Source organism: Paenibacillus sp. FSL W8-1187 (assembly GCF_037965485.1).
GTDB lineage: Bacteria > Bacillota > Bacilli > Paenibacillales > Paenibacillaceae > Paenibacillus_O > Paenibacillus_O pasadenensis.
Map to the genome: position 1 here is coordinate 4,916,217 of NZ_CP150181.1, position 13,022 is coordinate 4,929,238.

Consider the following 13,022-nt stretch of genomic DNA (forward strand, 5'->3'; position numbering starts at 1 on the left):
CCTCCGTTCTCATTGAGAATCATTATCATTATAGGGGAGAAAGCGGAGTCCGTCTACCCCGATTCGGTTTCATTCAGTGAAACTAAGATTCTCCTAGTATAACTCGTTTCCTTTATCTCGTAAAGAAACGGCTTCATTTTACGGCAACATTACAAGTGCTTAACAATTGCTCGACATGAATTGACAGCCCGGACAATAGACGCATACAGTAGTAGTACATAGGATCTAGAACGCTTACAAAACAAGGGAGGGGAAGACGAAATGAGCAGCTCTGCCCTGCATACGCCGCTGAACTCGCCGCTGCAGCTGGACCCGTCCCTCTCTTCCGTGCTTCCTCGCCGCGACACGCGCCGCAATGCGCTCGTAGCCGCCGTGTCGGCCGGCGCCGCCCTGCTGCTGCTGCTGATTGTCGCCTTCCACGGCTATATCGCATGGATGGTCGCGTATCCCTATGTCGCCCCGGTCCATTCCAATCCGATGGAGGCCAAAGGCCTCGCTTATGAAGACGTGACCTTCCCGAGCCTCAGCGGACGCACGACCGTAAGCGGCTGGTACATCCCCTCCTCCCCCGGCCGCTCGATCCAGAGCGAGTCCGAGCGGACGATCGTGCTGAGCCACGGCTACGGCGCGAACCGCGAGGAGACGTGGGTGCCGATGTACGACCTCGCCAGCCTGCTCCACCGGCTGAACTATAACGTCCTGATGTTCGATTACGGCTATGCCTCCCAGCAGTACCGCGCTCCGGCGACCGGCGGCTGGGAGGAGTCTCAGCAGCTGCTCGCCGCCGTCGACTACGTCCGCGCGAACGGCTCCAAGGAAGTCGTCGTCTGGGGCTTCAGCATGGGCGCCGGCACGGCGCTGCAGGCCGCCCTGCAGACGGATGCGATCGATGCGATGATCCTCGACAGCACCTTCGTGGCCAGCCCCGACACGCTGTTCGACAATGTGCGCAACATCATCGACCTGCCGCGCCTGTCGCTGCCGCTCATCGAGAAGCTGCTGCCGCTCTGGACCGGCGTCGACTTCAACAAGATTCCCGCCGAGCAGGTCATGAGCACGAACTACTCCATTCCGATCTACATGATCCACGGCACGATGGACGCCAAGGCCTCCTACCAGTATGCGGAGACGATCGCATCCCGGCAGACGAATCCGCTGTCGCGCGAATGGATCGTGAACGGCGGCCAGCATGAGCTGCTGTTCCGCCAGCATCCCAAGGAGTACATCCAGCGCGCCGCGCTGTTCCTCAGCCAGGTCAACCAGTCGCTGGAGCAGGAAGGCCGTCTGGACGCTTGAGCGGAATTCCTGATTGGCGCGACACTTGAAAATATCCAAAAGCACGAAGCCGCTCCTCTCGCAGGGGCGGCTTCGTGCTTTTCATGAACGGGAAGGGCTCCAACCTCTTCCTCGCAAGCTCGATCCGGCCGGACACGGGCGCCGGATGCCGCCGCCTCGGCGCAGCGGAGCGGTTTTTTTCGCCTGCCGCTCATATCCCCGCCGGTCGACCGAATACACCTAAGCGAGAGCCATGCGTCCGCCGGCAGCCGCGAATCGACCTTCGCCTCGCCGGTCCGACCACGAAAAGGAGGGTTCGCCATGACCGAAGCGCCGTCCGACCTCGCACTGGCGAGGCTGCTGGAAGAGATCAAGCAATGGAAGCAAGAAGAGGCGGATCGGCTGGAGCAGATTGTGCTGGCCGCCGAGCTGGAGCCGGCTTATGCCGGCGTGCTGCAGCAATGGCAGCCGCTGCTGGAGCGGACGGCCGCGGAAGCGGACCGGCTGCTGGAGCCCCGCTCCGAGCCGCAGGCCGCTGGAGCGACTGGCGATCCGGCCGAGCTGCTGGAGGCGGCCGCCGCGCAAAGCGGCGTGCTCGTCCAGCAGCTGCTGCAGCTGCTCTCGGCCAGTCCCGCCCTCGGCCGCGAGCCGGAGGCGCGCTCGGCCGTGCATGAGGCCCTGCGCGGCTGCACCGCCCGCCTCGCGCGGGCCGAGGCGATCCGCCAGGGGCGCGCGGCGGAGCAGCCGAGTGCGACGGCTGGCGCAGCGGCCGGCACGGCGACGGACGCGGCGGCCCCTCCGGCTGCAGCGGCGACGGCGCAGCTAGAGCCGTCCCGCGCGGAATCGCCTCCCCGCACCGGCCAAGCCGCCGGCGCGCAGCAGCAGGTTCCGATCGGCGGGCACCAGCTGCCTCCTTTGCCCTATGCGTACAACGCTCTGGAGCCGTACATCGACGAGGCGACGATGCGGATCCATCACGACAAGCATCATCAGGCCTACGTGGACGACCTCAACAAGGCGGAGAAGGAGCTGCAGGCGGCGCGCAAGAGCGGCGACTTCGCGCTCGTCAAGCATTGGGAGCGGGAGCTGGCGTTCAACGGCGCGGGGCATTACCTGCATACGCTGTTCTGGACCGCCATGTCGCCGCAGGGCGGGGGCAAGCCGGTCGGGACGCTGGCCGACGAGATCGACCGCAGCTTCGGCAGCTTCGACGCGTTCAAGAAGCAGTTCTCCGAGGCGGCAGGCAAGGTGGAGGGCGGCGGCTGGGCGATCCTCGCCTACAGCCCGCGCAGCCGCAGGCTCGAGATCCTGCAGGCGGAGAAGCACCAGAACCTGTCCCAATGGGATGCGATTCCGCTGCTGCCGCTCGACGTCTGGGAGCATGCCTACTACCTCAAGCATCAGAACAAGCGGCCCGACTACGTCAAGGACTGGTGGAACGTCGTCAACTGGCCGTACGTGAGCGAGCGGTTCGACAAAGCGCGGACGCTGGCCTGGGAGCCTTACTAGCGCCGTCGTTTGAAAAAGGAGATCGGCCGTGCCGTCCGGAACGCTTCGTCCCTTGACCGAAACAGCACGAAAAAAGCCCTCCAGCCTGAATTCAGGCTGGAGGGCTTGCCGTGCTCCGTGCTCATGCCGCCTCGCGCTTCGCCGGCCCGCTGGCTGGCTCGCTGGCACGCTGACGCAGGCTCGCTGGCGCAGGCTGCCGGAGCTCTCGGCGCTACTGCTTGAGCAGCGAGAGGAACTCCGCGCGCAGCGCGCTGCTTGAGCGGAACTCGCCGCGCACGCCGGAGGTGATCGTCTTGCTGCCGGGCTTTTTGACGCCGCGGGAGCACATGCACAGATGCTCGCCCTCGACGACGACCATGACGCCCTGCGGCGACAGCGCCTCGTCGAGGATGTCCGCGAGCTGCGACGTGATCCGCTCCTGCACCTGCAGCTTGCGGGTGACCGCCTCGACGAGGCGGGCCATCTTGCTCAGGCCGAGGATATGGCCGTTCGGCAGGTAGCCGATATGGATCTTGCCGAAAAACGGCGCCATATGATGCTCGCACTGGCTGTAATACACGATGTCCTTGACGATGACGAGCTCCTCATGGTTCTCGTCGAACGTCACGCCGAGCACGTCGGCGGGATTGACCTCGTATCCGGCGAAGATCTCCTCGTACATGCGGGTGACGCGGGCGGGCGTGTCCAGCAGCCCTTCGCGCTCGACGTCCTCGCCGACCAGCTTGAGAATCTCGCGGAGATGATATTCGATCTGATCGCGGTTGCGCGCGACCATCGAGTTGGAGTAATCTTTCAAACCTGCCATCGCGGCCTCCCTGGCTTCCTTGAGGAGCGGGCGGCTGCCGTGTTATCTGCGCTTGCCGCCACGCTGGTTCGGGATGAATTTTTGCTGTCCGCCTTGCTGGCCCTTCATCATCTGCTGGGCCTTCTGCATCTGCTTGTTGTTCAGGTTGTAGCCCATCTGCTTGGCCATCTTTTGAAGCATCTCCGGATCGGACTGCATCTTCTCCATCTGCTTGCGCAGATAGAACACGCCGATGAAAAAGCCGCCGACCAGGCCGACGATCAACGTAACGATCGGGATGACGATATTATACCATTCCACGCGCAGTTCACCTGTCCTTTAATCAGGGTCGATAGAGCTCTTCCATCTTAGCATTATCGGGGGGGCCGCGCAATTTCAACCGCGGTCCCGGCAGCGTCCGCCGCCTTTGCTTTCGGCTGCGCAGCGGCGGCTCCGCCGTCGGCCTCGGCCTGCTCCCGCAGCGAGGCGAGCGAGCGTGCCGCCCAGGAGCGGGCCTCCTCGTCACTCTCGCGCTCCGCCGCCTCGGCGAGCGCGGCCTCGGCCTCGGGCCCGCCGATCCGCCCGAGCGACCAGGCGGCCGTGCCGCGCAGCACCGGCCGCGGATCCTGCTGCAGCACGCGGATGAGCGCGGGCACGGCCGACTTCTCCTTGAAGTTGCCGAGCGCGATGACCGCGTTGCGCTGGATCGGCTTTTTGCCGCGCCAGGAAGAAGCGTTGCGCCCGTACCGCTCCTTGTACTCGCGGTTGCCGATCTCCAGCAGCGGCTCCAGCAGCGGCTTGACCTGCTCCGGATCGGGCTGGAACTCCGGATGCCGCGTCACGTTGACGCCCCGGTTGACGGGGCAGACGATCTGGCAGGTGTCGCAGCCGTACAGCCGGTTGCCGATCTTGCGCATAAACTCGTCCGACACCATCTCCTTGGTCTGGGTCAGGAACGAGATGCAGCGCTGCGCGTTGAGCTGGCCCGGGCCGACAAGCGCGCCCGTCGGGCAGGCGTCGATGCACTTCGTGCAGCTGCCGCAGCCGTCCTCGACCGGCGAATCGGGCTCGAGCGGCAGGTTCGTGATCATCTCGGCGAGAAAGATGTATGTGCCGTGCTTGCGGTTCAGAATGAAGCTGTTTTTGCCGCTCCAGCCGATGCCTGCCCGCTCGGCGACCGCCCGGTCGCTCAGCTCGCCCGTATCGACCATCGACTCGGCCCGCAGCTCCGGCACGCGCTCGCGCAGCCATGCCTCCAGCCGCGCCAGCCGGTCGCGCAGCACCGTATGGTAATCCTCTCCCCAGGAGGAGCGGGACAGGATGCCGCGGCGCGCGCCGGGCTCCGACTTGGGCGGATCCTGCAGCTTGGACGGGTAGCCGACCGCGATCGCGATGATCGACAGCGGCTCGTCGAACAGGAGCGACGGATCGACGCGCCGCTCGATGTCCTTCGGCTCGAAGCCGGACTCGTAGCCGAGCTCGCGATGGCGGATGAGCCGCCCCTTGAGCGCCGCGAACGGCTCCGGCGACGCCACGCCGATATCGTCGATGCCGAGCCCGTAGGCGGCTTCCTTCATTTCGGACTTGAGCCGGCTCCAGAAGCCGGCGTCTGCTGCGATTCGATCCATCTGCTCCTCCTCCTTTCCCTCGCCCCAGCCGTCGTCTGCCTGTCGCGAAACGGAAGCGGGGCCGCGCTAGCCGCGCAGCCCCCGCTCCCCTACCCCTTGCCGCCGGCCCGCATCGCCTTGATGGCGCCTACGGCCAGCTCGTCGCAGCGGTTGTTCCACTCGTTGTCGCTGTGGCCCTTGACCTTGACGTAAGCCACCTCATGGATGCCCATGAGCTCCCACAGCCGCTGCCAGAGCTCCTTGTTCTCGACCGGCTGGCCCTTGCTGTTCTTCCAGCCGTTGCGCAGCCAGCCCCGGATCCAGTTGTTCTGAAAGCAGTTCACGACGTACGCCGAATCGCTGTGCACGGTGACGCGGCACGGCACCTTGAGCAGCGCCAGCGCCTCGATGACCGCCTGGATCTCCATGCGGTTGTTCGTCGTATGCGGCTCGGCTCCGGAGATCTCCTTGCGCTTGTCGCCGTAGAACAGCACGGCCGCCCAGCCTCCGGGACCCGGATTTCCGGAGCACGCGCCGTCGGTGTATACGGTCACTTCCTTCATGCTATCGCTCCTCTTCCACGGTAAATGGCGGACGGCGGCTCCGCCGCTCTCGCCGGCCGCCTACAGGCGTCCGGCATGGTCCAGCGGCCAGAGCAGCAGCTCGGCCCGGCCCGTGATGTCGCTCGCGTCGACGGCGCCGAACGTGCGGCTGTCGCGGCTCGCCCTCCACTGCCGATTGTCGCCGAGCACGAAATAATGCCCCGGCTCCACCTGCACCGCCTGGAAATTCTCGAGCGCCGGCGCCCGGTCGGCGTAAAGCTCCGGCACCGGAAGCCCGTTGCGCAGCAGCTGTCCCTGGCGCAGCTCGACTACGTCTCCGGGCAGTCCGACGACGCGCTTCACGAGGTACCCCGGACTGCCGTCCTCCGGTCGCGGATCGCGCAGGATGACCACATCGCCCAGATGGATCGGCAGCGCGTCGCCGGCGAGCCGGCTGACGAGCAGCCAGTCGCCCGGATGAAGCGTCGGCTGCATCGAGTCGCCCTCGACGATCGACAGGTTCAGCACGAAGCGGTTCAAAAAAAGCACGACCGCCGCCACGACGACGGCCGTCCGCAGCAGCGCGGACAGCTCTCGCCTGCGGGCGGCTGGACGCGGCTGCGGCTGCGGCTCGGCCGGCGTCCCGGCCGCGACAGGCTCCGTCATGCCGGCCCCTCCTCTTCCCGGTCTGGACGGTTCGCCCAGGCCTCGTAATAGCGCAGCACGATCTCGTCCTCGAACGGCGGCTCGCCGGCGCGGATCCGCTGCGTCACCTCGCGCAGCCCTTGGCCGACCTTGGCGTCGACGATCGGCGGATAGCGGTAGTCCGTCTTGTGGCGCTCGTACTCGTCGCGGTCGACGACCGCCAGGTCGCCGTTCGCCGTACGGATGACGTCGAGGTCGTAGTCGATGTACGTCAGCACGTCTCCCGTCAGGTACGGCGGCGAGGCGAGGTTGCAGTAGTAGCGGATGCCGAAGTCCTCCATCATCGCGACGACGTTGTACCACTTGCCAGGCAGGAAAAAGGATACGGCCGGCACGCGGCTGACCCATACCGAGCCGTCCGCCTCCGTGATCGGAGTCTGGTTGTTGATCAGCACGATCATGTTCTCCTCGGCCTGCTGCGGCAGCAGCAAGCGGTCGGGAACGAGCCAGTTCTTCTGCCACTGGCGGTGAAGATGGCCGTCGTGCTTGAAGCTTTTGATATAACAGCGCCGATACGTGTCCACTTACGCACTCCCTGACTTAAACCATCATAGTAATAAGAAAAGCATATCCGGGCGCCAAAATCAATGGACGCCGGACATGCTTGAAGGAAAGGGCGGCTTGGCCGGCGAGCGCCTGTCCGGAAAAAATCCGGCCAGGGCTCGTCCTAGCCCGCCACGATGCTGAGTTTCTGGAACGAATGATAGAAGTCGCTCGGCTCGAAGCCGAGTGAGCTGTAGAGCGTAAGTACGGGTTCGTTATGCCTGTCCGCCGTGACGAGAATCTTGGAGACGTTGCGCTGCTCGAAGCGGGCGCGCAGCCGGGAGATGAGGCCCTTGGCGATGCCGCGTCCTCGGTAATCCTTGTGGACGGCGACACGGTAGTAGTACCCTCGGTTGTTGTCGATCGTGCCGATGATGATGCCGGCGAGCTGATCTCCATCCGATGCGACGAGCACGAGATCGCTGTCCCAGGACAGCTGCCTGCTGAGAGCTTCCTTCGTTTCCTCGTAGCACTCTTCGCACAGAACCGATTGCAGCAAGGAGGTCGCGCCGCGGTAGTCGGCGAGCTGGAAAGAACGAACATGCATGAATGCTTAGCTCCCTTACATTCAATGTCATTGGTAAAAGCTAAGTTTGATTATACGACAAAAGTAAAGGAAAGCGAGACTTTTTGTCCAAAAAACCGCATTAAATTTAACATTGCGCTTACATTTCGTTGAAAGCGCTTTATTGATAACGCTTACCCGACCGTTTGAACTTTATAGCGCACGGGTAAGCATAAACGATCGTTTTTGTGGCATTCTAGATGTCGGCTCGCAGTCCGCCCGACTTTTGAAAGAAAAATGTTGATTTATTCAAGGGCTTGAGGGATAATGATCTGGAATCGCTACATATCATTCGAGGAGGTTTTTTGATCATGGCACATGAACTTCCAGCACTTCCGTATGCAAACGACGCTCTGGAGCCGCATATCGACGCGCAGACGATGGAGATCCACCACGACCGCCATCACAACACGTACGTGACGAACCTCAATGCCGCTCTGGAGTCCGCTCCCGAGCTCGCATCCAAGTCCGTCGAGGACCTGATCGCCGACCTGAACAGCGTGCCGGAGTCCATCCGCACGGCCGTCCGCAACAACGGCGGCGGACATGCCAACCACAGCCTGTTCTGGACGACGATCGCCCCGAATGCCGGCGGCGCTCCGACGGGCAAGCTGGCTGAAGCGATCGAGAGCGAGCTGGGCGGCTTCGCCAAGTTCCAAGAAGACTTCGCCAAAGCGGCTACGACGCGCTTCGGCAGCGGCTGGGCCTTCCTCGCCGCCGACAAAGCCGGCAAGCTGAAAGTATACAGCCTGCCCAACCAGGACAGCCCGATCATGGAAGGCGAAACGCCTCTGCTCGGCCTGGACGTGTGGGAGCATGCCTACTACCTCAAGTATCAAAACAAGCGTCCCGACTACATCAAGGCGTTCTGGAACGTCGTGAACTGGGACGAAGTCGGCAAGCGCTACGAAGCGGTCGCGAAGTAAGCCTTCTTGCCCTTGGACAAGCCTGCCTGCAGCATTATGCTGCGGGCGGGCTTTTTCGATTTCGAGCGCGATCGATCTCTCCAAGTCCGCTGTCCGATATTCGCCGTTGTCCGCTGTCTGCTGCCCGCTGCCTCAGGTTCGTTAAAATTACAAACCTTTGCTTTCCGGCTCGATAGCGCTTGTGAGTATCGTTCGGATCAATCGCGATTCGGCCGAACCGCCAGAAAATATTCCGACGTCGGTCAAGAGGATAGGCTCCTGCCGCATAGGCTAATGCATCCTGCGTTTTCAGCCATGCGCCAGACGGAAGGAGCTGTTCGACCGGTATGTCACAGCCTTACTTGTATTACGCTCCCAACAGCGCCTATCGCTATGTCCAGGCAGGGGGCGACTGCGGATGCGGCAGTCCTCGCGCGTTCCAGCCCGCGCCGCCGCCGATCCCTCCCACGCCGCCGACGCTCTTCCCGCCGTTCGGCGGCGGCCTGTTTCCGCCGCTTGGCCCGGGCGGCGGCTTCCCCGGCCCCGGGCCGTTCCCTCCGGGGCCGGGGCCTTGGCCGCCCGGACCCGGGCCGTTCCCTCCGGGCCCTGGCCCTTGGCCGCCCGGACCGGGGCCGTTCCCTCCGGGGCCGGGGCCTTGGCCGCCCGAACCGGGGCCGTTCCCTCCGGGGCCGGGGCCTTGGCCGCCCGGACCCGGGCCGTTCCCTCCAGGGCCGGGGCCTTGGCCGCCCGGACCGGGGCCGTTCCCTCCAGGGCCGGGGCCTTGGCCGCCCGGACCGGGGCCGTTCCCTCCGGGGCCGGGGCCTTGGCCGCCCGGACCGGGGCCGTTCCCGTTCGGCCCCGGGGCGGCGGCGCCAGCGCTGGCCGCGAGCCCTGCGGAGACGGCGGCCGTCTCCGCCATGGCGCCGGTCGGCTCGGTTCCGCCGGGGCCGACGGCGGCGCCGAATGCTCCCGCTCCGCCCGTGACGGTGCGGATCGACGGCGGGGAGTCGTTCCCCTACGTCACGGAGGACTACCAGATTCCCTTTTATGAAGGCATGAACATCGCCCAGGCGCTCGACTACACCGGGGTCGTCCGGGCGACGACGAGCGGCGTGCAGGCCGTCGGCGGCGTCCGCAACGATACGACCGACGACGTGCGGATCGGGAACGGCGTCCAGTACGTGCTGAGGCTCAACGGGCGGCAGATCCCCCACTCCCTGCTGAGCTTCCCCGTCCACCGCCGCGACGTGATCGGGATCGAGCTGATCGTCATCGGCCAGAGCTAGGGCCTGGCGGCAAACCCGCCCTAGGGCGGCGCAGCCCAAAAAGCCTCCGTCCCGCAGCGATGCGGAACGGAGGCTTTGCTTTTTTTTTACCGTCGGAAGAATTACACCATCACCTGGCAGATCTGGTTCGTGAACTCGACCGGATCCTCGATCGGCAGCCCCTCGATGAGCAGCGCCTGGCTGTACAGCAGCGAGGTGAACAGCTCGAGCTTGGCCGGATCGGCGGCGTGGGCTTCCTTGAGCGCGCGGAACACGTCGTGGCCGGTGTTGATCTCGAGCACCTTCTGCGCCTTGACGCCGGAGCTGTCGGGCATCGCCGCCAGCACCTTCTCCATCTCGATCGTCAGGTCGCCCTCGGTCGCGAAGCAGACCGGATGCTTGCGCAGGCGCTTGGAGGCGCGGACCGCGCTCACCTTGCCGCCCAGCAGCCCCGCCATCGCCTCGAACAGCGGCTTGTTCTCCTCGTCGGCCGCTTCGTCCTCCGGCTTGCTCTCATCCTCGATGCCCAGGTCGCCGCTCGAGACGGAGCGGAATTCCTTGTCCTTGTAGCTCGTCAGCATGCGGATCGCGAACTCGTCGATGTCGTCGGTGAAGTACAGGATCTCATAGCCCTTGTCGAGCACGAGCTCGGTCTGCGGCAGCTTCTCGATGCGCTCGGCGGAGGAGCCGCTCGCGTAGTAGATGTACTTCTGGTCCTCCGGCATGCGGGAGACGTACTCGGCCAGCGTCACGAGCGCTTTGTCCTTGGACGAGGTGAACAGCAGCAGGTCCTGCAGCGTCTCCTTGTGCGCGCCGTAGTCGCTGTACACGCCGAACTTCAGCTGGCGGCCGAACGAGCCGAAGAACTTCTCGTACTTCTCGCGCTCGTTTTTGAGCATGCTCTGGAGCGCGCCCTTGATCTTCGACTCGATGTTCTTGGCGATCTGCTTGAGCTGACGGTCATGCTGCAGCAGCTCGCGGGAGATGTTGAGCGACAGGCTCTCGGAGTCGACCATGCCCTTGACGAAGCTGAAGTAGTCCGGCAGCAGGTCGGCGCATTTGTTCATGATGAGCACGCCGCGGGAATACAGCTCGAGCCCTTTTTCGTACTCCTTGGTGTAGTAGTCGAACGGGATCGTCTCCGGGACGTACAGGATCGCCTGATAGACGACCGCGCCGTCGGCGCTCACATGCACATGCGCGAGCGGCTTGTCGAAGCCGTAGCGCTTCTCGTGGTAGAAGCTCTCGTAGTCCTCCGCCTTCAGCTCGGACTTGTTCTTGCGCCAGATCGGCACCATGCTGTTGATCGTCTGCTGCTCCGAGAATTCCTCGAACTCGCCCTCGGCGCCTTCCTTCGGACGGCTGGAGGTCAGCTCCATCTTGATCGGATAGCGGATGAAGTCCGAATATTTCTTGACGAGCGCCTTCAGCCGGTACTCGTTCAGGTAGTCCTCGTAGCTTTCGTCCTCGGTGTCCGGCTTGATGTGCAGCGTGATCTCCGTGCCGATGGCGGCCTTGTCGGCCGGCTCGATCGTGTAGCCGTCCGCGCCTTCGGATTCCCAGCGCCATGCCTGCTCCTCGCCGAGCGCGCGGGAGACGACCGTCACCTTGTCAGCGACCATGAACGACGCGTAGAAGCCGACGCCGAACTGGCCGATGATGTCGCGGCCGTCCTTGGACTCGTTCTCCTGCTTGAACGCGAGCGAGCCGCTTTTGGCGATCGTGCCGAGGTTCGTCTCGAGCTCCTCGCGCGTCATGCCGATGCCGGTGTCCGCGATCGTCAGCGTGCGGGCCGCCTTGTCCGGCTTGACCTCGATATAATAGCTGTCCTGATCGAACGTCAGGCTGTCGTCGGTAAGCGCTTTATAGTAGATCTTGTCGATGGCGTCGCTGCTGTTGCTGATGAGTTCGCGCAGAAAGATCTCTTTCTGGGTGTAGATCGAGTTGATCATCATGTCCAGAAGACGCTTCGATTCCGCCAGGAACGGTTTCTTTTCCACTTCGACTCTCTCCTCTTCGTGCCTGAATCTTAGCACTCTCATCGCTCGAGTGCCAGCAAGGTTTATATATCACGGCCTGATTCGGCTTGTCAAGGACGGCCTGCCGCTCGGAATCTTCCGCTCCCGGCATGGCCGGCCCTCCCGGTCAGCCTTTCTTCTTGGGCGCTTTCTTGCCTGCCGCATCCAGCTCCTTGCCCTTGCCGTCGATCAGCTTGAGCTGGTCGTTCTCGTAGCCGACCTTGTACGTCACCTCGAAGTTGCGCTTGACGCTCGCCCCGTCCTGACCATGCTCCTCGGCCTCGATGACCGCCTTGACGGTTGCGCTGCGCTCGCCGTTCTGGGTCACGTTCAAGCTCTTGATGACGACGTTTTTCGTCGGCAGATAGCCTTTGCGGAAGTCCTCGTACGGGTCCTGCGCCTTCCAGCTGTAGCCGAGCAGCGAATAGGCGTACAAGTAGTCGCCGTTGCTCAGGCTCTCGTAGAAGCGGGATACGAGGTAGCCGGCATAGTCCGTAATCGTCTTTTTGCCCGCCGCCGTGTCCGCCTCGTCGTCCCTGACGCCGGGCAGCTCCTCCATCGGACTGTTCGACCAGCCCTCGGCGATGCCGAGCACGTCCGCGATCGGGATGCTGAAGCCGATTTCCCCGTCCTGCATCTCCGCCGAGTTCATGCCGAGCACCGCTCCCGTACGCTGATCGACGAGCGGCCCTCCGCTGTTGCCCGGAGCGATCGACGCCGAGATCTGATACAGATTGCGGTAAATATAAGGCTTCATCGCGAAGTTGCGCCCGAGGCCGCTGACGATGCCGGTCGTCACCGTGCTCTGCAGGCCGAGCGGACTGCCGACCGCCAGCACCGGATCGCCGACCTCCACCCGTCCGGTCCGCTCCAGCTTGAGCGGCTGGGAGCCGGACAGCTCCGGCACGCGCACGACGGCGACGTCGAGCTCGCTGCCGATGCCGATCACTTCCCCGGTCAGCTCTCTGGCGTCGGAGGCGATCACCCGCACCGTGCGGGAGCCGGCCACGACATGCGCGTTCGTCAGCAGGTCGCCGCGGTCGTTGTACAGGAAGCCCGAGCCGAGGCCGCTGTCGCTCTGGATCGTGAACACCTTTTTCTGCGTGTTGAAAATGACTTCCTTCAAAGCGCTGGCGCTGCCCGCTCCTCCGCTCGGGAGGACGGCCAGCAGCGGCTCCGCCCCCGCCCGCCGAGGCAGGTCGAGGTGGATCGCCAGCGAAGCCGTCCCGCCGGCCAGCAGGAGCAGGGCGGCAAGGGCCGCCGGCCAGCTCGTCTTCCATTTCATGCGGGACCTCCTTTCCGGC

13 protein-coding genes are annotated in these 13,022 nt (G+C 64.2%); 4 read left to right on the plus strand and 9 right to left on the minus strand.

Annotated elements, in window-relative coordinates; genetic code table 11:
- The first annotated feature begins 261 nt into the window (after positions 1 to 261).
- Together NYE40_RS21265 and NYE40_RS21270 are read left to right on the plus strand one after the other, a co-directional pair.
- Entirely contained in the window at positions 262 to 1,296 is a 1,035-nt protein-coding gene (locus tag NYE40_RS21265) for an alpha/beta fold hydrolase (RefSeq protein WP_101807716.1), read from the plus strand.
- A 300-nt stretch (positions 1,297 to 1,596) separates the two neighbouring features.
- Positions 1,597 to 2,784 carry a superoxide dismutase gene (locus NYE40_RS21270; RefSeq protein ID WP_339278907.1) on the plus strand — a complete coding sequence of 396 codons (1,188 nt, stop codon included), beginning with the start codon at positions 1,597 to 1,599 and terminating at the stop codon, positions 2,782 to 2,784.
- 211 nt (positions 2,785 to 2,995) lie between these two features.
- On the opposite strand, the gene folE is transcribed toward NYE40_RS21270, so the two are convergent.
- From folE to NYE40_RS21305, 7 genes are all read right to left on the minus strand, one after another.
- Positions 2,996 to 3,589 (minus strand): GTP cyclohydrolase I FolE, encoded by a 594-nt coding sequence (gene folE / locus NYE40_RS21275; protein WP_153784374.1) that lies wholly within the window; start codon positions 3,587 to 3,589, stop codon positions 2,996 to 2,998.
- A gap of 42 nt (positions 3,590 to 3,631) precedes the next feature.
- On the minus strand, positions 3,632 to 3,889 hold the full coding sequence (locus NYE40_RS21280) for a YneF family protein (protein ID WP_028598616.1): 258 nt from the start codon (positions 3,887 to 3,889) through the stop codon (positions 3,632 to 3,634).
- Between the two features lie 53 nt (positions 3,890 to 3,942).
- Positions 3,943 to 5,196, minus strand: a complete 1,254-nt coding sequence (gene queG / locus NYE40_RS21285; RefSeq protein ID WP_339278908.1) for a tRNA epoxyqueuosine(34) reductase QueG — start codon at positions 5,194 to 5,196, stop codon at positions 3,943 to 3,945.
- Between the two features lie 89 nt (positions 5,197 to 5,285).
- The gene (gene rnhA, locus NYE40_RS21290; RefSeq protein ID WP_101807720.1) at positions 5,286 to 5,738 is read right to left on the minus strand and encodes a ribonuclease HI; all 453 of its coding nucleotides are present in this window, start codon (positions 5,736 to 5,738) and stop codon (positions 5,286 to 5,288) included.
- Positions 5,739 to 5,798: 60 nt separating this feature from the next.
- Entirely contained in the window at positions 5,799 to 6,383 is a 585-nt protein-coding gene (gene lepB / locus NYE40_RS21295; protein WP_339278909.1) for a signal peptidase I, read from the minus strand.
- Complete coding sequence (locus tag NYE40_RS21300; protein ID WP_339278910.1) at positions 6,380 to 6,946, minus strand: DUF402 domain-containing protein; 567 nt, start codon at positions 6,944 to 6,946, stop codon at positions 6,380 to 6,382. The genes lepB and NYE40_RS21300 overlap by 4 nt, the downstream gene beginning before the upstream one ends.
- Positions 6,947 to 7,089: 143 nt before the next feature.
- Positions 7,090 to 7,512, minus strand: a complete 423-nt coding sequence (locus NYE40_RS21305; protein ID WP_153784377.1) for a GNAT family N-acetyltransferase — start codon at positions 7,510 to 7,512, stop codon at positions 7,090 to 7,092.
- Between the two features lie 329 nt (positions 7,513 to 7,841).
- On the opposite strand from NYE40_RS21305, the gene NYE40_RS21310 reads away from it, so the two are divergent.
- Together NYE40_RS21310 and NYE40_RS21315 are read left to right on the plus strand one after the other, a co-directional pair.
- The gene (locus NYE40_RS21310) at positions 7,842 to 8,456 is read left to right on the plus strand and encodes a superoxide dismutase (RefSeq protein ID WP_101807724.1); all 615 of its coding nucleotides are present in this window, start codon (positions 7,842 to 7,844) and stop codon (positions 8,454 to 8,456) included.
- An 896-nt stretch (positions 8,457 to 9,352) separates the two neighbouring features.
- Positions 9,353 to 9,721: a hypothetical protein gene (locus tag NYE40_RS21315; protein WP_153784379.1), complete on the plus strand. Its 369-nt coding sequence runs from the start codon at positions 9,353 to 9,355 to the stop codon at positions 9,719 to 9,721.
- A 101-nt stretch (positions 9,722 to 9,822) separates the two neighbouring features.
- Here the strand turns inward: NYE40_RS21315 and htpG are convergent, their stop codons facing one another.
- Together htpG and NYE40_RS21325 are read right to left on the minus strand one after the other, a co-directional pair.
- Positions 9,823 to 11,700, minus strand: coding sequence for a molecular chaperone HtpG (htpG, locus tag NYE40_RS21320; protein WP_339278911.1), 1,878 nt, complete (start codon positions 11,698 to 11,700; stop codon positions 9,823 to 9,825).
- 145 nt (positions 11,701 to 11,845) lie between these two features.
- A complete protein-coding gene (locus NYE40_RS21325) occupies positions 11,846 to 13,003 on the minus strand; it encodes a trypsin-like peptidase domain-containing protein (RefSeq protein ID WP_153784381.1) in 1,158 nt (385 codons plus the stop codon).
- Positions 13,004 to 13,022 lie beyond the last annotated feature (19 nt).

Bases quoted from the DNA above. Each gene is read 5' to 3' on its own strand.
- NYE40_RS21265 (WP_101807716.1), top strand. From the start codon at position 262: ATGAGCAGCTCTGCCCTGCATACGCCGCTGAACTCGCCGCTGCAGCTG.
- NYE40_RS21270 (WP_339278907.1), top strand. From the start codon at position 1,597: ATGACCGAAGCGCCGTCCGACCTCGCACTGGCGAGGCTGCTGGAAGAG.
- folE (WP_153784374.1), bottom strand. From the start codon at position 3,589: ATGGCAGGTTTGAAAGATTACTCCAACTCGATGGTCGCGCGCAACCGC.
- queG (WP_339278908.1), bottom strand. From the start codon at position 5,196: ATGGATCGAATCGCAGCAGACGCCGGCTTCTGGAGCCGGCTCAAGTCC.
- rnhA (WP_101807720.1), bottom strand. From the start codon at position 5,738: ATGAAGGAAGTGACCGTATACACCGACGGCGCGTGCTCCGGAAATCCG.
- lepB (WP_339278909.1), bottom strand. From the start codon at position 6,383: ATGACGGAGCCTGTCGCGGCCGGGACGCCGGCCGAGCCGCAGCCGCAG.
- NYE40_RS21305 (WP_153784377.1), bottom strand. From the start codon at position 7,512: ATGCATGTTCGTTCTTTCCAGCTCGCCGACTACCGCGGCGCGACCTCC.
- NYE40_RS21310 (WP_101807724.1), top strand. From the start codon at position 7,842: ATGGCACATGAACTTCCAGCACTTCCGTATGCAAACGACGCTCTGGAG.
- NYE40_RS21315 (WP_153784379.1), top strand. From the start codon at position 9,353: ATGGCGCCGGTCGGCTCGGTTCCGCCGGGGCCGACGGCGGCGCCGAAT.
- NYE40_RS21325 (WP_153784381.1), bottom strand. From the start codon at position 13,003: ATGAAATGGAAGACGAGCTGGCCGGCGGCCCTTGCCGCCCTGCTCCTG.